The organism is Streptomyces sp. NPDC088762, assembly GCF_044750905.1.
Taxonomy (GTDB): Bacteria; Actinomycetota; Actinomycetes; order Streptomycetales; family Streptomycetaceae; genus Streptomyces.
Map to the genome: position 1 here is coordinate 1 of NZ_JBIVKT010000004.1, position 19,541 is coordinate 19,541.

Below are 19,541 nucleotides of genomic sequence, written 5' to 3' on the forward strand. Positions count from 1 at the left end.
GGAGTCGACGCGGAGCGTCGGCGAGTGAGGACAACGCGGCGAGGCGCGGTGCCGGACACCGCGAGCCCGGCCTGATCCGTAAGACACCCCCTAGGAGCGTGCGGCACGGCTCACGGTGGGGTGCGGGGCGGTGGTGGCGGTACCGGTCCGGGGTGGGGGGCATGTTGAAAATCGCGGCGGGTTGAAGCGGTGTACGCCTGTACGAGGCCGGGCCTGCCGGGGGTGCGGACACCAGTGCAGGGTTTCAACGCCGCGGCTTCTTCAACAGGCGGGTGGGCTCCGGGGCCTACCGGGGCGGCCGGCGGGCCGCGCTCCATGGGTGTGCCGACCCTCAGGAGGACCCCATGGACCGCGGCCCCGCTCCCGCCTTCGACGCACCGCAGGACGTCCTGCGCCGGCTGCTCGGCGGCCGGAGCGGACTGGGCACCGCGCCGGCGCGGACGCCGGCCCGGCCTTCGAGCGCCCGTACGGGCATCGTGGTCCCCCCGCTGTACTGCCCCGACGCCGTACGGGACGACCCGGCCCTTGCGGAGGTGGTCGACGAGCGGCTCGTCCGGTGGGCTGCCGAGGTCGGAATCTACGAGGGCCGGCTGGACATGCTGCGCTCCTGCGGCTTCGGGCGGCTGATGATGCTGGCGCACCCCGACTGCGACGACCCGGACCGGCTGCTGGCGGCCGCCCGGTGCGGGCTCGCCGAGTGGGCCGTCGACGACCACTGGGTGGACGAGGGCCGGGACCCCGACCCCGCGCTGATCGGCCTGCGGTCGGCGCTCGCGCACGCCGTGGTGGATCCGGTGCGGCTGCCCCCGCGTTACGAGCGGCGGTTCGAGGAGCGGGTGGCGGCCGAACCGGTGCTGCGGGCGTTCCGCTCCGCTCTGGAGCACCTCGCCGAGTTCGCCTCGCCGACTCAGGTGACGCGGCTGCGCTACCAGTTGGCGGTGATGTTCGTCGGCTACAACCACGAGGCCGAGTGGCGGATGTCCGGCCGTCGGCCGCCCGTCTGGGAGTACCTGGTGCACCGGTACGAGAACGGCTTCTTCCCCTGCATGGTCCTGACCGACCCGGTCGGCGGCTACGAGGTGCCGGCGGCCGAGTTCGCGGACGCACGGGTGCGGCGTACGTACATGTACGCGGGAGTGGCCACCTGCCTCCTGAACGACCTGTACTCGATGGCCCGGGAGGGCCCCGCGGACACCAACCTCCCGAACCTGATCGCGGCTGAGGAGGCCTGCTCGCTCCAGGAGGCGGTGAACCGGACGGCGGCGATCCACGACGAGGTGATGCGGATGGTCGAGGCGGAGTCGGCGGCCCTGGCCGGTCTGGGCTCACCGATGCTGGGCCGCTTCCTGGAGGGCGTCTGGAACTGGATGGGCGGCGCGAAGCAATGGCACGCCACGAGCCCCCGCTACCACGGCGGGGTCTGACGCACTGCCTCAGGTGGCGTGGAGGACCCGGAAGCGGTCGGGTCGTGCCGGATCACGGTCCACGACCTGGGTCGGCGGCCACGCCCATTGCCAGACACCGATGCCGGGTGTCCGCGAGAACCGGATTGGCCCGCGGGTGCCGTCGACCGCAACGCGCGGCCAGGCCTCGGCGAGGCGCGCCCGATCCGAGCCGTGCGATCGCAGCATGTCGGCGAGGACCGCGATGCTGTCGTAGCCCTCGAACGCGACGAAGGAGGGCGCTTCGGCCAGCCGCTCGCGCAGAGCCGTCTCGACGCGCAGGCCGAGGGGGCCGAGCCGCTCGGGCAGGTAGCGCAAGAACGGGATTCCGGTGCTGTCGTCGCCGAGCGACCTCGCCCATTCGGCGAACTCCGGCTGCCCGGCCGGAGCACCGATCATGATCTCGGCGAGGCGCCGGTCGCGGCGGACGGACGCGACGATCGACACCGCCGGCTCCGGGAAGCCGACCAGCAGGAGGAGGGCCGTCGCCCGGTGTGCAAGGAGTTCGTCGCACACGGCCTCAGGGGGCATGCGCGCATCGAGTTCGATCACCGTGCCGCCGCGTGGCGCGAACCGGTCCCGCAGGATGCGGGCCCCTGACTCCCAGTACACACTCGGTACGGTGGCCACCGCGATGCGGCGGTGGCCCGCGGCGAGGAGGAACTCGGCGTAGATCTGCCAGCCGTGGGACTGCGCCGGGGCGAGGCGCGCGACCCATTGCGTCGGCTCCTCGGTGAGGGCGTCGAGCACCGCAGACGAGCAGAGGAACGGCACGCCGAGAGCGTCGGCCCGGGCGGCAGCCGCGCGAGCGACGACGCTGTGGTACTCCCCCACCACGGCGGCCACGCCCAGCCGCGCCAACTCGTCCACGGCCGCCGTGGCCCTCTGCGGATCCGCTGCGGTGTCCCGGACCACCAACTCGAGTGGCCTCCCACCGATCCCGCCCGCGTCATTGACCTCGCCGACGGCAAGTTCGAGTCCGGCGAGCAAGTGCCGGCCCGCCTCGACCCACCCGGGCGGGGCCAGCGGAACGAGAGCACCGATCTGCACCGGCGCCTCGCCAGAAGAGCCCGTTCCCAGCCGCGATGGTGGCGTATTCATGCGCAGGCGTCCCCCTGTGTCGACGATGCGGCTGCCGTGAGCCCGGGCTCCAGCCTTGCAGCCCGCCGCTGCGCGGGACACCCCGGGGTCCGGGAGCGGCCCGGCCGGCACCCAGCCCTGAGAGGACGCCGCCTGCGCGCCGACGCCTGTGATCAGTTGATGGCTTCGCCGTCGTAACTGCCGTCCACGCAGGTCCAGATGCCGGCACCGGAGTCGTACTCCACCGTTCCGCCACCCTGGACACACTTCGGCCCGGGGATCGCGGGCCCGGCAGGCACGGACGCCTGCGCAACGGGACCCATGGCGCCGAGAGCGGCCAGGATCAGAGCTGCGGTGAAGCCGAGAAGTCGTGTACGCATGGGAGCTCCCGTAGGGATGAGCGACACCGACACGTCATGTCCAGCTTCGCCCTGCACTGCCCGTCGCGCACGCCGATGGGTGCTCCAGAGGCGGCCGCGGCTGACAAGCGTCAGGCTGGTGTTATGGCGATCACGCCCGAGGTGACCGTAGGTCCGCCCGACGGACTGGGCTGGCGGCAAACCGCGATCAATGGCAACTCCGCCGGCAAGGTTCGGTCCTCCGAGGAACTCCAGAGAATCCTGCGCGATGCCGGGCTGCCATCCGGGCACCCCATCCATTGGCTCGGCGGAGACGAAACCGTCTGGCCGCACAATACGGTGCAGCGGCGACTGCTCGGCACCATCATGTGTGCCGGATTCCTCTTGCCTGCGTGCCTGCTCCTGCGGATCGGCTGGGTGGACAGCGGTGACGCCCTGACCTTCGGCGGCCGGCTCGCAGGATTTACGGTCTTCGCCGCGGGCCTCGTTGTGTTGGTCGCCGCTTTGGCGGCTGTCGATTATTGGCACAAGCGGGAAAGGCGCTATTCGGGGGTCACCGTACTGGCCGGAGTCGTCATCGTCTTCCTCGGCAGCCTCTCGCTCCTCCTGCTGCAGATCGGCGAGCGTTTCAACAGATGGTCCGCGCTCGCGGTATTCTTCCTCGTCGGATCTGCCGTGGCGGGAACGGGACTCATCAAATCCCGTGCATGGAAAGGCCTCCGGAATCCCGGGCGCATCGCTGTCGGGGCGATCGTCCCCACCCTCCTCGCCGGCGTCAACCTGGCTTATACGCAAATCTATGTTCCCTACGTGACCAACCCGCTGATCATGAGCAGTGCGGAGTTCAAGGAGGCGAGCCTGGACAGAAAGAGCGGCGCGATGTACGTAACGGTTCACCTGCATGCGAAAAATGAGGGCCAGATTCCGGTCTACGTGCTCGGCAGCATCTACTGGATCCACGGCGGACCCGCGAACGCCCTTTCCGAGGACAGACCGCAGCAGTACAGACTGATCTTCGACGGCGAATTCGTCACCCCTGCAGGCCGTGTGCTTGATCCAGGGGAAGAAATCACACATGACGCGGTCATCGAGATCCAGAACCCGGAAAAGGCGAACTACGAGGCGATCAGGGCGCAGACTGAACTGTACGTGGTCCGGAAGGACAGAATGAAACTGCCCGCCAACTACGAGCAGTCCAGGGTCACCGCCGAGGAACTCGAAAGAAAAGGCATAGCACTGGACCCCCGTCGGGAGCCGGAATCCACAAAATACAAGAACGAGTCCCAAATTTCAAACAGCAGCGAGATCCTCAATATCACCCGAGGCCTCCAGCACATAACGGTGTGGCGGGTGTCCAAGGGCGAGTGGTCGCGCATAGATGTCGCCATATCACCACCCGGCAACACGATCACTTTTGACCCCAAATTCCCCCACTACAGCCCAGAGCTCATCGACCGTTACGGTCTCACGCGTGTGCGCGGTTCCGCGGCGGAGACACCCTTCAAGGAACTCCTGGAGGAGTCCCGCTCGACCGAAAAGGGCGCAAGCGAGGAGAAGCCGGACAAGTGACAGGGCGATAAGACGATACCGGCGGGGCGCCGGGTCAGGGGAGGCGGGACAGGAGGGAGCGGGCCGCGCGGTGGGTGCGCAGGGGGTGGAGGCGGGCGCGCAGCCTGCGGACGGCTTCCTCCACCCGGCCGGAGTCCAACTGCGGCACGAGGTCGAGCAGCTCGTGCCATACCGCGCAGGCGCGCTCCACGTGCCCCTCCCCCAGGTGGAGTTCGGCGAGCCGGGCCGTCGTGACCGCCCGCGCCCGGCACTCGCCGGCCGGCCGGTGCCTCAGCGACGTGCCGAGGGCCGCCATCGCGCCCCGTGCGTCCCCGAGGGCCGCCAGTGCTTCGGCCTGCTGATGGGCGAGGGCGGCGTGGTGGTAATCGCCGATCGGTGCCGACTGCCCGTCGGATCGCTCCAACCACCGTTGCGCTTGTGCCAGATGTTTCACCGCGGCCCGCCGGTCCCCGCAGCCCGCCTCGGCCACCGCCAACTGCCCGGTGACGAAGGCGGCCTGGAGGGAGGGCAGCCGCCCGGCCTCCCGGGCGGCCGCCTCGGCCAGCTCCCAGGCCTGCTTGCGGTGGCCCAGGTGGTGGGCCTGCACGCTCATCGCGCGCAGTACGGGCGCCCAGCACCGCGGATCCCCCGCCTCCTGCCCCAGCCGCAGCGCGGCCCGGTAGTACGCCTGGGCCACGCCCTGCTGGTTGCCGTCGAAGCAGAGGAAACCCGCGGTGTAGGCGAGCCGGGCGGCGCAGCCCAGCAGCCGGTGGCGGACCGCCGGCGCGGCGGCGGCGCGCAGCCAGGGTGCCACGGCGGTCGCGAGGTAGCGGGTCAGGGCGGGCCGGACCAGGCCGCTGCCGAACATCATGTCGGCGTTGCGGAAGACCGGCAGGACGGCCTCGGCGGCCGCCACGTGCTCCGCGCCGATCCGCCCCGCGGTCAAGGAGGCCGAAGGGGTCACAGCAGGCGGCGGTCCTCCCGGGGGCCGCCAGCCGGAGGAGTAGACGGGGATCTCGCCGAGCAGGGCCTCGGCTTCGGCGTCGGCGTAGACGCCGCCCGGCCCGAAGGCGTCGACACCCCGCGGTTCGGCGCCGCCGCGGTCCCGCACCCTGACGCCGGCGGGCCGGGTGAGCCCGGTGTCGGCGGGGCTGACGCGCCGCCCGGTGCGCCGGCTGAGCGCTTCGGCGGCGAGGGCGACGACATGGGCGGGCGGCCGGGTGCCGGAGAGCCAGTGGGAGACGGAGGTCCGGTCGTAGCGCAGGGTCAGGCCGGTCTCGGCGGCCACGCCGTTGACGGCGCGGGCGAAGTCCTGCCCGCTCCAGCGGGCGTCGGCGAGGAGGGTGCGGAGTCGTCCGTTGGGTTCACGCATGGCCATCACAACCGCCCGGCTCGTACAAGCGTCCAGCCCTTCAACGCGAGGGGACATTCAACAGGGTGGGGGCGGGGCCGCCGTAGCCGGTGAAGCCGTCCTGCCCCTAACTGAGACATGTGCCCTCCCCCATCAAGACGTGTGCGCTCCGCGGCACCCGATCACACCGCGTCCCGTCGGCGTACGGAAGCGCGGCAGATCACTGGAAGCGGGACCACTCCTTCCGATCACCCCCGTTCACGACCCCCGACCAGCCGGCGGCGCCCCACGCCGCCGCGCCCAGGAAGACCGACCGAGAGGAAGGCCTGCCATGTCCGTCGACCCCGCCCCCGAAGTGAGCGCCGCCGGGCATCCGGCCGCCGCCTCCCGGCAGAGCCTGAGCACCGAGGCGGCCCGCAATCTGGCCACCACGACGAAGTCCGCCCCGCAGATGCAGGGCATCAGCTCGCGCTGGTTGCTGAAGATCCTGCCGTGGGTGCAGACGGGCGGCGGCACGTACCGGGTCAACCGCACCGTCAGCTACACCCTCGGCGACGGCCGCATCACCTTCGTCAAGACCGGCACCGAACTCCGGGTGATCCCGCCGATGTTGCGCGAGCTGGGGATGCTGCGGAACTTCCCCGACGACCGGGTCGTCGAGTCGATCGCCGAGCGGTTCGTCAAGGAGGAGTTCCGCAAGGGCGACGTGATCGTCCGGCGCGGCGATCCGGTCGACAAGATCTACCTCGTCGCCCACGGCCGGATCGAGCGGCTCGGCGCCAGCGCCTACGGGGAGGCGGCGAGCCTCGGTGTCCTGAGCGACGGCGACCACTTCGGCCACCACCCGCTGCCGGACGCCCGCTGGGAGTTCACCGCACGCGCCCTGACCGACGTGGTGACGATGACCTTCAACCGCGGCGACTGGGACGCGGCCCTCAACAGCTCCCCCGCGCTGCGCCGGCACGCCGAGGCCTACCTGGAGGCGGAACGCGTCGGCCGCAAGGGGAGCGACGCCGTGGACCTGTCCGCGGGGCACACGGGCGAGGTGATGCTGCCCGGCACGTACGTGGACTACGACCTGAGCCCGCGCGAGTACGAACTCAGCGTCGCGCAGACCGTGCTGCGCGTCCACTCCCGGGTCGCCGACCTCTACAACCAGCCCATGAACCAGGCCGAGCAGCAGCTGCGGCTCACCATCGAGGCCTTGCGGGAACGCCAGGAGAGCGAGCTGATCAACAATCCGGAGTTCGGGCTGCTGCACAACGCCGACTACGAGCAGCGGATCTACGCCCGCACCGGTCCGCCGACCCCCGACGACATGGACGAACTCCTCAGCCGCCGGCGCGGTTCGCAGTTCTTCCTCGCCCATCCGCGCACCATCGCGGCCTTCGGCCGCGAGTGCAGCCGGCGAGGCCTGTACCCGGCCTCCGTGGATTTCCAGGGCCACGCGCTGCCCTCCTGGCGGGGCGTGCCGCTGCTGCCCTGCAACAAGATCCCGGTGACGAAGGAGCGGACCAGCTCGATCCTGGTCCTGCGCACCGGCGAGGACAACGAGGGCGTCATCGGTCTGCACCAGGTGGGGCTGCCGGACGAGTACCAGCCCGGCCTGTCGGTGCGCTTCATGAACATCAACGAGCAGGCGATCATCTCCTACCTGGTGACCGCCTACTACTCCGCGGCCATCCTGGTCCCCGACGCCGTCGGGGTCCTGGAGAACGTGGAGATCTCCCGCTTCGACGACTGACAGGGGCGCCCCCATGACCGCCGAGCAGCCCTTCGAGCTGCCCGAGTTCTACCTGCCGCACCCCGCGCGGCTCAATCCTCACCTGGAGGAGGCCCGGAGGCACTCCCGCGCCTGGGCCGCGGAGCTGGGGATGCTGGAGGGCTCGGGCATCTGGGACCCCGCCGATCTCGAAGCACACGACTACGCACTGCTGTGCGCCTACACCCACCCCGAGTGCGACGGGCCGGTGCTCTCGCTCGTCACCGACTGGTACGTGTGGGTGTTCTTCTTCGACGACTGGTTCCTGGAGCGCTTCAAGCGCACCGGCGACCGCACGGCCGGGCGGGACGCGGTGGAGCGCCTGGCGCTGTTCATGCCCGCCGATCCGCGCGCGCCGATGCCCGAGCCCGCCGGCCCGGTGGAGGCGGGCCTGGCCGACCTGTGGCGGCGTACGGTCCCCGGCCACTCGGCGGACTGGACCGCGCGCTTCACGCTCAGCACCCGCAACCTCCTCCACGAGTCGCTGTGGGAGCTCGACAACATCAACATCGGCCGGGTCTCCAACCCCATGGAATACGTGGAACAGCGCCGCAAGGTGGGCGGCGCGCCCTGGTCGGCGGGGATCGTCGAGCACGCGGTGGGCGCGGAGGTGCCCGCGTCCGTCTCCGGGGAGCGGGCGCTGCGCGTCCTGCGCGACTGCTTCGCCGACGCGGTCCACTTCCGCAACGACCTGTTCTCGTACCAGCGCGAGACCGGGGCGGAGGGGGAGCTCAGCAACGGGGTGCTGGTCCTGGAGAGGTTCTTCGGCTGCACCACGCAGCAGGCCGCCGACCGGCTGAACGACCTGCTCACCTCCCGCCTCCAGCAGTTCGAGACCACCTTCTTCACCGAACTGCCCGCGCTGTGCGCGGAGAAGGGCCTCACCCCGGCCGAGGTCCTCGCGGTGCTGACCTACGCCCGGGGGCTCCAGGACTGGCAGTCCGGCGGCCACGAATGGCACATGCGCTCCAGCCGGTACATGAACCAGCGCCCGGCCGGCACCGGCGGGGGCCCACCCGGAGTGCTGCGCGGCCCCACGGGACCGGGCACCACCGCAGCCGGCATCAGGGCGCTGCTGGGGCTGACCGGCGGCGCCACGCGGCTGCGCCGGTACGGCAACGTCCCGCGGCCGGTGGGGCCGTCGGTGATTCCGGAGTTCTACCTGCCGCTGCGCAACGTCCTCAATCCGCACCTGGACGGCGCCCGGGAGCGGCTCATCGAGTGGAACCGGCGGATGGGCATGTTCGACGAGGGGATGTGGTGGGAGGAAAAGGCCCGGGACTTTGACTTCGCGCTGTGCTCGGCGGGCATGGACCCGCACGCTCCGCCGCGGACCCTGGACCTCAGCGCGGGCTGGCTGAGCTGGGGCACGTACGCCGACGACGCCTATCCGCTGCTCTTCGGCACCACCCGGGGCCTGGCCGCCGCCAACGCGCAGACGGCGCGCCTGCGCGGCTGCATGCCGCTCGACCTGTCCGCGCCGCCGCCCGCGGCCAACGCCATGGAGCGGGGGCTCGCCGATCTGTGGCGGCGCACGGCCGCGCCGATGCCGGTGCGGGGGCGGGAGATCTTCCGTTCCGCCATGGACCAGGTGCTGGACAGCTGGTACTGGGAGCTGGAGAACCAGGCCGCCAACCGGGTGCCGGACCCGGTGGACTACCTCGAGATGCGCCGGGTGACCTTCGGATCGCCGATGACCATTGCGCTCTCCCGGATGGCCCACCTGGACGTCGTACCGGAGGAGGTCTACGCGAGCTCGGCCGTGCAGTCCATGCAGGCGGCGGCCTTCGAGTACTCGGCCGTGATGAACGACGTGTACTCGTACCAGAAGGAGGCCGAGTACGAGGGGGAGCTGCACAACCTCCTGATCGTCGTGGAGAACTTCTTCGACTGCGACCATCCGACGGCGCTGCGCATCGCGAACGACCTGATGACCGCGCGGATGACACAGTTCGAGCACGTGGTGGAGAGGGAACTCCCCGTCATGTACGCGGACCACGGGCTGGACGCGGCGGCCCGGGCCGCCGTGGACCGCAGCGCCGACGAGCTCAGGCGGTGGATGGCGGGGATCGCCTTCTGGCACGACCGGACGAAGCGCTACCGGGAGGAGGACCTCAAGCGGCACCACGCCCACCGGGCGGGCCTGACGCACCTGGCGGGCGCAGCGGGCGCGGCACCGGCGGCCGCGACGCGGCGGGCGGACGGGAGCCGGCCGCTGCCCGCGGCGGCGCACCGCGCCGCGTGGGCCACCTGACCTGCGCGGAAGCGGACAGCATTGGCGGAATACGACATTCCCCTGGTCTTGCGGCGCAAGTGGCGCATAATCGTCGTCACGCGGCTTGAAAAAACCCTGTCGCCGCGCGTGGTCACGCATGCAATGGGGGGCATCGTGCCGATGAGGGAATCCGGGTCGACCGGAACACTGCCCGCGACGTCCGCCGAGATGTCCCGGCTGCTGACCGCCGTCCGGCGGGGGCGCGTCCTGACCGTGACGGGAGGGTTCCGCGAGCCCCGCGGCCTGCTGGTCCGCGAGATCGCGCGGCGGCTCGCGTCCAACTTCTGCGACGGGGCCGCCGTCGTTGCGCTGGACCCGCTCCACGGCGGCTACGGCGTCCGCGAGCTGACGGCCGAACTGGGCCGCGTCCCCGGTATGCCCTTCCTGCCCTGCGGTACGGCCAACGCCGCCTCGTGGCTGGCCGAACGGGACATGCTGCTCGTCCTGGACGGCGCCGAACAGCTCTCCCCGGCCGCCCGGTCCTGGCTGCGGGACCTCCTCGCAGTCGCCCCCGGCCTGCGCATCCTCGCGGCCGCCCGGTCCCCGCTGGCCCTCGAACAGGAGCGGGTGCACCGCCTGTGAAACGGGTCCGCCCCGGCCGGGCTCGAGGCCGGCCGGGGCGGAACGCGTACCGCCGTGGGCGTCAGCCCAGGAGCGCGAGCGCCTTGTTCAGGGTCGCGGAGGGGCGCATGACCGCGGAGGCCTTGGCCGGGTCGGGCTGGTAGTAGCCGCCGATGTCGGCCGGGGAGCCCTGGACGGCGATGAGCTCGCCGACGATGGTCTGCTCCTGCTCGGCCAGCGTCTTGGCCAGCGGCTCGAAGGCCGCGGCGAGCTTCGGGTCGTCGATCTGGCGCGACAGCTCCTGCGCCCAGTACAGGGCGAGGTAGAAGTGGCTGCCGCGGTTGTCGATGCCGCCCAGCTTGCGGCTCGGCGACTTGTCCTCGTTGAGGAAGGTGCCGGTGGCGCGGTCCAGGGTGTCGGCCAGCACCTGGGCGCGGGCGTTGCCGGTGGTGGTGGCGAGGTGCTCGAAGGAGACGGCCAGCGCGAGGAACTCACCGAGGGAGTCCCAGCGCAGGTAGTTCTCCTTGACCAGCTGCTGGACGTGCTTGGGGGCGGAGCCGCCGGCGCCCGTCTCGAAGAGGCCGCCGCCGTTCATCAGCGGGACGACCGACAGCATCTTGGCGCTGGTGCCCAGCTCCAGGATCGGGAAGAGGTCGGTCAGGTAGTCGCGCAGCACGTTGCCGGTCACCGAGATGGTGTCCTCGCCGCGGCGGATGCGCTCCAGGGAGAAGGCGGTGGCCTCCACCGGGGAGAGGATCTTGATCTCCAGGCCCTCGGTGTCGTGGTCGGCCAGGTACGTCTTCACCTTGGCGATCAGCTGCGCGTCGTGGGCGCGGCCCTCGTCGAGCCAGAAGACGGCCGGGACGCCGGTCGCGCGGGCGCGGGTGACGGCGAGCTTGACCCAGTCCTGGATCGGCGCGTCCTTGGTCTGGCAGGCGCGGAAGATGTCACCGGCGGCGACCTCCTGCTCCAGGACCGTGTTGCCCGCGGCGTCGACGACGCGGACGGTGCCCGCGGCGGCGATCTCGAAGGTCTTGTCGTGGCTGCCGTACTCCTCGGCCTTCTGCGCCATCAGGCCGACGTTCGGCACCGAGCCCATGGTGGCGGGGTCGAAGGCGCCGTGGGCGCGGCAGTCGTCGATGACGGCCTGGTAGACGCCCGCGTAGCTGCTGTCCGGGAGGACGGCCAGGGTGTCGGCCTCCTGGCCGTCCGGGCCCCACATGTGGCCGGAGGTGCGGATCATGGCCGGCATGGAGGCGTCGACGATGACGTCGGACGGCACGTGCAGGTTGGTGATCCCCTTGTCGGAGTCGACCATGGCCAGGGCCGGGCCCTCGGCGATCTCGGCGTCGATGGAGGCCTTGATCGCGTCGCCGTCGGGCAGCGCGCCCAGGCCGTTCAGGATGGCGCCGAGGCCGTCGTTGGGCGACAGGCCGGCGGCCGCGAGGGTCTCGCCGTAGCGCGCGAAGGTCTTCGGGAGGAAGGCGCGGACCACGTGGCCGAAGACGATCGGGTCGGAGACCTTCATCATCGTGGCCTTGAGGTGCACGGAGAACAGGACGTTCTCGGCCTTGGCCCGCTCGATCTGGTCGTTCAGGAAGGTGCGCAGCGCGTCGACGTGCAGGACGGAGGCGTCCACGACCTCGCCGGCGAGCACCGGTACGGACTCGCGCAGCACGGTGGTGGCGCCGTCGGCGGCGACGTGCTCGATGCGCAGGGTGCCGGCCTCGGCGATGACGGCGGACTTCTCGGTGGAGCGGAAGTCGTCGGCGCCCATGGTGGCGACGTTCGTCTTCGACTCGGGGGTCCAGGCGCCCATGCGGTGCGGGTGGGCCTTGGCGTAGTTCTTGACCGAGGCGGGAGCGCGGCGGTCGGAGTTGCCCTCGCGCAGGACCGGGTTGACGGCGCTGCCCTTGACCTTGTCGTAACGGGCGCGGATCTCGCGCTCCTCGTCCGACTTCGGGTCGTCGGGGTAGTCCGGAAGGGCGTAGCCCTGGCCCTGGAGCTCGGCGACCGCGGCCTTCAGCTGCGGGATCGAGGCCGAGATGTTGGGCAGCTTGATGATGTTGGCTTCCGGCGTCTTGGCCAGCTCGCCCAGCTCGGCGAGGGCGTCGGCGATGCGCTGGCCCTCCTCGAGGTACTCGGGGAAGCTGGCGATGATCCGACCGGCCAGGGAGATGTCACGGGTCTCGACATTCACACCGGCCGTCGACGCGTACGCCTGGATCACAGGCAGGAAGGAATACGTCGCGAGGGCCGGGGCCTCGTCAGTGTGCGTGTAGATGATGGTCGAGTCAGTCACCGGATGCTCCGCTCCACAGTCTGGTCTCTCGTCTGCAACATTGCTCGACATCAAGATATCTCCTGATCGGCCCGGACTGGACAGCCCCCTGCCACGAGCTGCGGGAGACGCGCGTCACGCGCGCTCCACGCGCGAGCGCCGCCGCCGACGGGTGACGTCGGAGACGGCGCTCGGGTGTGCCGGTACGGGGACCGGTCAGGCGTGGATCGACTTGGGGCTCGGGCCGTACTGGTTCGGACCGGGGGTGCCCTCGGTGGCCATCAGGACGATCGCCCAGATCCAGCCGATCAGGGGGATGGCGCCGATGAGGATCCACCAGCCGGACTTGCCCTGGTCGTGGAGGCGGCGCACACCCACGCCGAGCGTGGGGAGGAAGAGGCCGAGCGCGACGATGAAGTAGAACAGCGGGTAGGTGCCGAGCGTGAAGTCGAGGATCATGACGATGATCAGCAGCGCCGCGTAGAACAGCGTGTACATCCAGTATTCCTGGCGACGGGCGCGGCCGTTGAAGTCGGCGTACCGCTTGACGACGTCGGTGAAGTAGTGCACAGGTCCCCCCAGAGGCAGTGTTCCGGCCCGTCCTGCTGGAGCAAGCCGGGGCAGAACTTATGCCCCGCTTATGGCGCGGTCAAGCCACTTCGTGAGACGCAAATCCGGCCTCACAGCAGGGGTTTCGGTGTCGGAATGATGACGGGAACCTTAAGGCGGGCGCGCGGACGGGGCGTCCTGTCCTGGGAAGTCCGTAACGTCCGCGCCGTACGCGCGCCCGCCGCCGGACGCGCCGGCTCCGGCGGTGCTGACATCGTTATCGCACTGCGACACCGCGGAGACGGTCAGCCGATGTGGAAGGAGTCTCCGTAGACCTTCCAGTCGAGCGGAGTGTCGAGGGCCAGGTTGCCCTTCTTGAGGAACACCCGCTGCGCGGTGTCGACGCGGCTGGTGTCGCTGTGCGCCTCCTCCTGCTTCATTGCCCAGACACGGGCGTCGAGGAAGGCGTTCAGCCAGGCGGTCTCACTGCCGCCCTGGGACGGGGGCTTGGCCTTGGACAGGGCCCGCTTGCGGATGCTGCGGAAGCTGGTGGAGTCCCCGCCGTCGCCGTGCATGACGATGGCGTCGTAGTAGATGAACTGGCCGAGCGTGCCGACGCCGTCGGACTTGCCCTGCTTGACCGCCGGGTTGAAGTAGACGCGGTCGCGCTCGTGGTCCTGGGCCTTCTTGAACTCGCCGTCCTGCGCCGCCCTCGCCCAGTCCCTGGTGAAGTTCGGGTCGAGGCCGGCGTGCGAGTCGGTGCCGTCGACCTGGCGCAGTGCCGGCAGGTACTTGGCGAGGACGTTGCCCGGTTTGACCTGGGTGTAGTACTCGACGAGGTCGAGCATGTCGCCGGTACCGGAACAGAATCCGATGATGCCGGCGGTGTAGCCGCGGCCGTCGTCTATGTCCTCTATGTACTTGTACTGCGCCTTCCAGTCCAGCGAGGAGTTCTCCGCACTGGAGACGATCTGCATGGCGATCTCCTTCTTCGCCGGATCGTCGAGCCCGACGGCCGCTGCCACGGCGGTGGCGGCGGCCGGGGCGGGGGCGGTCGCGTGGGCGGTGACCGGTACGGCGATCAGGGCGCTGCCCAGTACGGCACCGATCGCCAGCATCTTCTTGCGGTGGGGGGTCAACACAAGGCCTCCGTGGGGTAGTTGAGGCATTCCCGGTTCGTTAGGAAACTTTACTACCAGAGTTCGCGCGTGCTCAAGACCCGTGCACGCGCAGGTGGAGGGCCCGCTTCGCCTCCGGCCACTCGGGGCGGATGATGCTGTACACGGCGGTGTCCCGGATCCAGCCGTCGCGCATCACCATGTGGTGGCGCAGCACTCCCTCGTGCGTGGCGCCGAGCCCCGCGATCGCCGCCCGCGACCTGCTGTTGCGCACGTCGGTGAGGAGCTCGACCCGGTTCATGCCCATCTCCTCGAAGGCGTGGGTGAGCATGAGCAGCTTGGCCTCGGTGTTCAGTCCGGCCCCCTGCCAGGAGGCACCGAGGAAGGTGAAACCGATCTCCAGCCGCCGATAGGGGGCGTTGATCATCATGAACCGGGTGGAGCCCGCGATCCTGCCCGTCGCGAGGTCCACCGTCGCGTACGCGATCTGCGTGCCCGCCTCGCGCGCCGCGAGGGCGTCCTCGATGAAGGCCCGCATGTCGTCCGGGTGCGGGACGATCGTCACCGGGAGCTCCCATAGCCTCCCGTCCCGCACCGCCTCGCACAGGCCGTCGTGGTGCCGGTGCGCCAGCGGCTCCAACCGTACGCGCGCGCCGAGGAGTTCCCGTTCCATGGGGTGTGCCATCCGCTCTGTCGATCATCAGTGACCAGCGGACCCTACTGTGCGCGCGCACCCCTCCTCGTCAGGGTTTCCCGGGTCAGAGCCAGCCGTTGCGCCGGAAGCCGCGGTGGATGACGAAGCAGGCGACCACCATGACCGCGAGGACGACCGGGTACCCGTACGTCCAGTGCAGTTCGGGCATGTGGTCGAAGTTCATGCCGTAGACCCCGCAGACCATGGTGGGGACGGCGACGATCGCCGCCCATGCCGTGATCTTGCGCATGTCCTCGTTCTGGGCGACGGTCACCTGCGCGAGGTGGGCCTGGAGGATGGAGTCGAGCAGGTTGTCGTAGGCGCCGATCTGGTCGGTGGAGCGGGTCAGATGGTCCGCCACGTCCCGGAAGTACGCGCGGATCTCCGGCGGGATGACCGGTATCGGCTGTGTGGCCAGCTGCTGGAGCGGACGGCCCAGCGGCGCCACCGCCCGTCGCAGCTCGAGGAGTTCGCGCTTGAGCTGGTAGATGCGCCCGGCGTCGCCGCGACCGCCGTGCTCGCTGAAGACGGCGGTCTCGACGGCGTCTATGTCGTTCTGCACCGCGTCCGTCACGGCCGTGTAGTCGTCGACCACGTGGTCGGCCATGGCGTGCAGTACGGCCGCCGGCCCCTTGGCCAGCTGTTCCGGATCGGCCTCCAGCGCCTCGCGGACGGGGCCGAGGGTGCCGCGGCCGCCGTGCCGGATGGTGATGACGAAGTCCTCGCCGGTGAAGGCCATCAGCTCGCCGGTCTCCACCACCTCGCTGGTCGCGGTCAGTTCCTCGTGCTCGACGTAGCGCACGGTCTTGAAGACGGAGAACAGCGTGTCGTCGTACCGCTCCACCTTGGGGCGCTGGTGCGCGTTCACGGCGTCGTCGACGGCCAGCGGGTGCAGGCCGAACAGCGCGGCGAGTCCGGCCAGTTCCTCCTGGTCCGGTTCGTGCAGGCCGATCCACACGAAGCCCTCGCCCGTCTTGCGGACGCGGCGCAGCGCCTCCTCGACCTCCGCGCAGCCGTCCTGCCGTACGCCGTCCTGGTAGACCACGCAGTTGACCACGGCGCTCCCGAGCGGGGAGCGGGCGGGGTGGCTGAGGTCGACGGCCCGCCGGTAGCCGCGGCGCACGGCCCGGCGCAGGGTGCTGAACATGGACAACGGCGTACTCCTCTTCGGGCTGGTCAGCGGCCAGTCTGCCACCGCCGCCGGACGGCCCCCGCCGGGGTCCGCCCGGGCCGAGTGCGCCGATACCCGCAAAGGCCGGCGCCATCCGCCGGGCCCCGGCCGGATCCGCCGCGCCCGCTCAGGCCGGCTGCCGCCCTCCGGGGTCCGGCTCGGTCTGCACGAGCCCGCCCAGGTCCGCCCGAGCCCGCTTGGGTCCGCCCGAGCCCGCTCAGGTCCGGTCGATGAACACGCTGGTCGACTTGACCCGCGCGGTGGCCCGGGCGCCCACCTCCAGGCCGAGTTCCTCCACGGCCTCCCGCGTCAGCAGCGACACGATGCGGTGCGGCCCGGCCTGGATCTCCACCTGGGCGGCGACCGTGCCCAGCTTCACCCCGGTGACGATCCCGGGAAAGGCGTTGCGCGCCGAGGTGTAGGGGGCTTCCTCGCCGTCACCGGTCTCCCGCGCCGCCTCCACGCAGAACGCGGCCAGGTCCGGCCCGTCCACCATGCGCCGTGCGCCCTCGCGGCGGGTCGGGAACCGGTCGGCGTCCGCCCAGCGGCGCGCCGTGTCGACACTGACGCCGAGCAGCCGCGCCGCCTGGCCGATCGTGTAGGACTCCATGGTCGGCAGCTTAGGCGGTCTCCGGTCGCGATCTGCGGGACACCCCCTGAACGCCACCGCCCGTGGGCCGCCGCAGTGCCTCCGCGGCGGCCTCCGCGATCACCTCGGCGACCATCGACAGCACCGGCGAGTCCAGCTTCCACTGCTGCCAGTACAGGGGGACGTCCAACGGCCGCCCGGGGACCACCAGCACCAGTTCCCCCGTCCGCAACAGCGGGCGTGCCTGCTGCTCGGGGACCAGCCCCCACCCCAGCCCCGCGACCACCGCGTCGCGGAACCCCTCCGAGGTCGGTACGTGGTGCCGCACCGGCCCGGCCCCGTTCGCCGCGCCCCCGGTCAGCGACCGTACGAAGACGTCCTGGAGCTCGTCCTTGCGGTCGAAGACGATCGTCGGAGCCCGCGTCAGTTCCCGCTCCGGCGCCCCCGCCAGGTGGCGCGCCGCGAAATCCGGGTCCGCCACCGGCAGGTATCGCGCCAGCCCCAGCATCCGTACGGCGCACCCCGCCACCGGATCGGGCGAAGAGGTCACGGCTGCCATCACCTGCCCCTCCCGCAGCAGCGCCGTCGTGTGCGACTCGTCCTCGCGGTGCAGTTCCAGGCAGACCGGCGGATCCTGCGGCACCCTCGTGAGGGCGGGCAGGAACCAGGTGGCGAGGGAGTCCGCGTTCACCGCGATCGGCAGCCGCACCGGCCCGGCCCCTTCGGCGGCCATCCCCAGCTCGGCCCGCGCGTCGCGCTCCAGCCGGGCCAGCTGCCGGGCGAACCGGACCACGACCTCCCCCGACTCGGTGGCCCGTACCGGTTTCGTCCGCATCAGCAGCACCCGACCGGTCCGCTGTTCCAGGGCCTTGACCCGCTGGCTGACGGCGGAGGGCGTCACGTGCAGGGCGGCCGCCGCCGCGTCGAAGGTGCCCTCGTCCACCACGGCCAGCAGGGTCCGCACCTGGTCCAGGGGAAGCTCGTCCATCACGAGCGCTAATGGTACGTAAAAATCCTTAGCTGTACTGAAAAGACCTGGCTGCCTACGGTCGGAGGCATGACACACGGCATCTTCACGGCGGCCCTCGCCGGTTTCGGCACCGGACTCTCCCTCATCGTGGCCATCGGCGCGCAGAACGCCTTCGTCCTGCGCCAGGGTGCCCGCCGGCACGCGGTCCTGGCCGTGGTCGCCATCTGCGCCCTCTCCGACGCGGTGCTGATCGCCCTCGGCGTGGCCGGGGTCGGCGCCTTCGTCACCGCCTGGCCGGCCGCCCTGACCGTGGTCGGACTGGCCGGGGGCGGCTTCCTGATCTGCTACGGAGTCCTCGCGGCCCGCCGCGTCCTGCGGCCCGACCCGGACGCCGCCCTCACCACGGAGGGCGCTGCCGCCGGATCGGGCCGCCGGGCCATGCTGACCTGCCTGGCCATGACCTGGCTCAACCCGCACGTCTACCTGGACACCGTGCTGCTGCTGGGCTCGCTCGCCGCCGACCGCGGGGACCTGCGCTGGGCCTTCGGCACCGGCGCCGGCCTGGCCAGCCTGACCTGGTTCGGCGCTCTGGGGTACGGGGCCCGGCTGCTCAGCGGCCTCCTCGCCCGCCCCTCCGCGTGGCGGGTGCTGGACGGCCTGGTCGCGGCGACGATGGTCACGATGGGCGGCATGCTGCTGGCCCGAGCCTGACGACACCCCACAGGAGCCCGCCGTGCCCGACCGCCCCTCCCCCGACGCGGTACGGGCGTACTACGCCGCCCAGCCCGCCCCGCTCGTGGCCGCCACCGGGATCGTCCTGGACACGCGTGGGCGGGTCCTCGTACTGACCACCTCGTACAAGGCGGACCTGGAGCTTCCGGGCGGCACGGTCGAGGACACCGAGACCCCCGAGGAAGGGCTGGCCCGCGAGCTGAAGGAGGAGCTCGACCTCGCCCGCCCGGTCGGCCGGCTGCTCGCGGTGGACTCCCGGCGGCCCGGCCCCCTCGGGCGCTCGCTCGTCGTGCACGTCCACCTCGTCGGCCCGCTGGCACCCGAGGAGGCCGCGGCGATCTCCTTCCCGGACGGCGAGATCACCGAGGCGCGCTGGCTGGAGCCGGAGGAGGCCTGCGCGGCCCTCCCCGCCCGCATCGCCCCCCGGTTGCGCGCCGCCCTAGCCGCCCTGCGCACCGGCTCGTTCGCCCACCTCGTCGACGGCGTGCCCCAGCCCGGCTCACCGGCCGGCCTGGAGCCGGCCGCCCGCGCCGCCCTCGAACACAGCGGCACGCTGGGCGCCGCCGGCCACCTGGCCCACCGCCCCAAGGCCCTGACCTCGGCGAAGGTGCTGTTCACCGACGCCGAGGGCCGCATCCTGCTCGTGCGGCCCTCGTACGGGAACACCCCTCGCTGGCACCTGCCCGGAGGGGGCGTCGACAGCGACCTCGGGGAGACCCCGCGCGCCGCCGCCCGGCGGGAGGTCCGCGAGGAGATCGGCCTCGACCTCGCCCCCGGGCGGCTGCTCGCCGTCGACTGGTCCCACAAACGGGGCCGGCTGGCCCGCGTCCGCTTCCTCTACGACGGCGGCGTCCTGGACGCCCCCGCCCTCGCCCGCATCCGGCTCGCCCCCGGCGAACTCCTGCAGTGGCGTGCCGTGCCGCCCACGGAGCTCCCCGCGCTGGTCAAGCCCGCACTGCTGCGCCGGATCGAGGCCTGCCTCACCGCACGGGCCACCGGCGCGGGCCCCCTCGAGCTCCACGCCGGCCGCCCGGCCGACGGCGGGTGACCGCCGCCGGC

At 71.4% G+C, this 19,541-nt stretch carries 17 protein-coding genes; 7 read left to right on the forward strand and 10 right to left on the reverse strand.

Annotated elements, in window-relative coordinates; all coding sequences use genetic code 11:
- The first annotated feature begins 344 nt into the window (after positions 1-344).
- On the forward strand, positions 345-1,424 hold the full coding sequence (locus ACIP5M_RS11520) for a family 2 encapsulin nanocompartment cargo protein terpene cyclase (RefSeq protein ID WP_401195118.1): 1,080 nt from the start codon (positions 345-347) through the stop codon (positions 1,422-1,424).
- 9 nt (positions 1,425-1,433) lie between these two features.
- On the opposite strand, the gene ACIP5M_RS11525 is transcribed toward ACIP5M_RS11520, so the two are convergent.
- Positions 1,434-2,543 carry an ABC transporter substrate-binding protein gene (locus ACIP5M_RS11525; protein ID WP_401195120.1) on the reverse strand — a complete coding sequence of 370 codons (1,110 nt, stop codon included), beginning with the start codon at positions 2,541-2,543 and terminating at the stop codon, positions 1,434-1,436.
- A 152-nt stretch (positions 2,544-2,695) separates the two neighbouring features.
- Positions 2,696-2,902: a hypothetical protein gene (locus ACIP5M_RS11530; protein ID WP_401195122.1), complete on the reverse strand. Its 207-nt coding sequence runs from the start codon at positions 2,900-2,902 to the stop codon at positions 2,696-2,698.
- A 36-nt stretch (positions 2,903-2,938) separates the two neighbouring features.
- Here ACIP5M_RS11530 and ACIP5M_RS11535 point away from each other — a divergent pair, with 36 nt between their 5' ends.
- The gene (locus tag ACIP5M_RS11535; protein WP_401195125.1) at positions 2,939-4,450 is read left to right on the forward strand and encodes a hypothetical protein; all 1,512 of its coding nucleotides are present in this window, start codon (positions 2,939-2,941) and stop codon (positions 4,448-4,450) included.
- Positions 4,451-4,484: 34 nt separating this feature from the next.
- On the opposite strand, the gene ACIP5M_RS11540 is transcribed toward ACIP5M_RS11535, so the two are convergent.
- On the reverse strand, positions 4,485-5,801 hold the full coding sequence (locus ACIP5M_RS11540) for a hypothetical protein (protein ID WP_401195127.1): 1,317 nt from the start codon (positions 5,799-5,801) through the stop codon (positions 4,485-4,487).
- 310 nt (positions 5,802-6,111) lie between these two features.
- On the opposite strand from ACIP5M_RS11540, the gene ACIP5M_RS11545 reads away from it, so the two are divergent.
- The 3 genes from ACIP5M_RS11545 (at position 6,112) to ACIP5M_RS11555 (ending at position 10,399) form a co-directional block, all read left to right on the forward strand.
- Positions 6,112-7,524 (forward strand): family 2B encapsulin nanocompartment shell protein, encoded by a 1,413-nt coding sequence (locus tag ACIP5M_RS11545; RefSeq protein WP_401195129.1) that lies wholly within the window; start codon positions 6,112-6,114, stop codon positions 7,522-7,524.
- A gap of 13 nt (positions 7,525-7,537) precedes the next feature.
- Positions 7,538-9,796 carry a germacradienol/geosmin synthase gene (locus ACIP5M_RS11550; protein WP_401195132.1) on the forward strand — a complete coding sequence of 753 codons (2,259 nt, stop codon included), beginning with the start codon at positions 7,538-7,540 and terminating at the stop codon, positions 9,794-9,796.
- A 135-nt stretch (positions 9,797-9,931) separates the two neighbouring features.
- Positions 9,932-10,399 carry a hypothetical protein gene (locus ACIP5M_RS11555; RefSeq protein WP_401195135.1) on the forward strand — a complete coding sequence of 156 codons (468 nt, stop codon included), beginning with the start codon at positions 9,932-9,934 and terminating at the stop codon, positions 10,397-10,399.
- Positions 10,400-10,460: 61 nt separating this feature from the next.
- On the opposite strand, the gene ACIP5M_RS11560 is transcribed toward ACIP5M_RS11555, so the two are convergent.
- The 7 genes from ACIP5M_RS11560 to ACIP5M_RS11590 form a co-directional block, all read right to left on the reverse strand.
- Positions 10,461-12,680, reverse strand: a complete 2,220-nt coding sequence (locus ACIP5M_RS11560; protein ID WP_401195138.1) for an NADP-dependent isocitrate dehydrogenase — start codon at positions 12,678-12,680, stop codon at positions 10,461-10,463.
- A gap of 195 nt (positions 12,681-12,875) precedes the next feature.
- Positions 12,876-13,229, reverse strand: a complete 354-nt coding sequence (locus ACIP5M_RS11565; protein ID WP_401195139.1) for a DUF805 domain-containing protein — start codon at positions 13,227-13,229, stop codon at positions 12,876-12,878.
- Between the two features lie 284 nt (positions 13,230-13,513).
- Positions 13,514-14,326, reverse strand: coding sequence for a chitosanase (locus ACIP5M_RS11570; RefSeq protein ID WP_401196266.1), 813 nt, complete (start codon positions 14,324-14,326; stop codon positions 13,514-13,516).
- 94 nt (positions 14,327-14,420) lie between these two features.
- Positions 14,421-14,999: a GNAT family N-acetyltransferase gene (locus ACIP5M_RS11575; protein WP_401195142.1), complete on the reverse strand. Its 579-nt coding sequence runs from the start codon at positions 14,997-14,999 to the stop codon at positions 14,421-14,423.
- A gap of 85 nt (positions 15,000-15,084) precedes the next feature.
- Positions 15,085-16,167: a magnesium/cobalt transporter CorA gene (corA, locus tag ACIP5M_RS11580; protein WP_401196268.1), complete on the reverse strand. Its 1,083-nt coding sequence runs from the start codon at positions 16,165-16,167 to the stop codon at positions 15,085-15,087.
- Positions 16,168-16,408: 241 nt separating this feature from the next.
- Positions 16,409-16,801: a molybdopterin-binding protein gene (locus tag ACIP5M_RS11585; protein ID WP_401195145.1), complete on the reverse strand. Its 393-nt coding sequence runs from the start codon at positions 16,799-16,801 to the stop codon at positions 16,409-16,411.
- 10 nt (positions 16,802-16,811) lie between these two features.
- Positions 16,812-17,768, reverse strand: a complete 957-nt coding sequence (locus tag ACIP5M_RS11590) for a LysR family transcriptional regulator ArgP (RefSeq protein WP_401196270.1) — start codon at positions 17,766-17,768, stop codon at positions 16,812-16,814.
- Positions 17,769-17,837: 69 nt separating this feature from the next.
- Here ACIP5M_RS11590 and ACIP5M_RS11595 point away from each other — a divergent pair, with 69 nt between their 5' ends.
- On the forward strand, positions 17,838-18,461 hold the full coding sequence (locus ACIP5M_RS11595) for a LysE/ArgO family amino acid transporter (protein WP_401195148.1): 624 nt from the start codon (positions 17,838-17,840) through the stop codon (positions 18,459-18,461).
- 22 nt (positions 18,462-18,483) lie between these two features.
- Complete coding sequence (locus tag ACIP5M_RS11600; protein ID WP_401195150.1) at positions 18,484-19,530, forward strand: NUDIX domain-containing protein; 1,047 nt, start codon at positions 18,484-18,486, stop codon at positions 19,528-19,530.
- Positions 19,531-19,541: the final 11 nt, after the last annotated feature.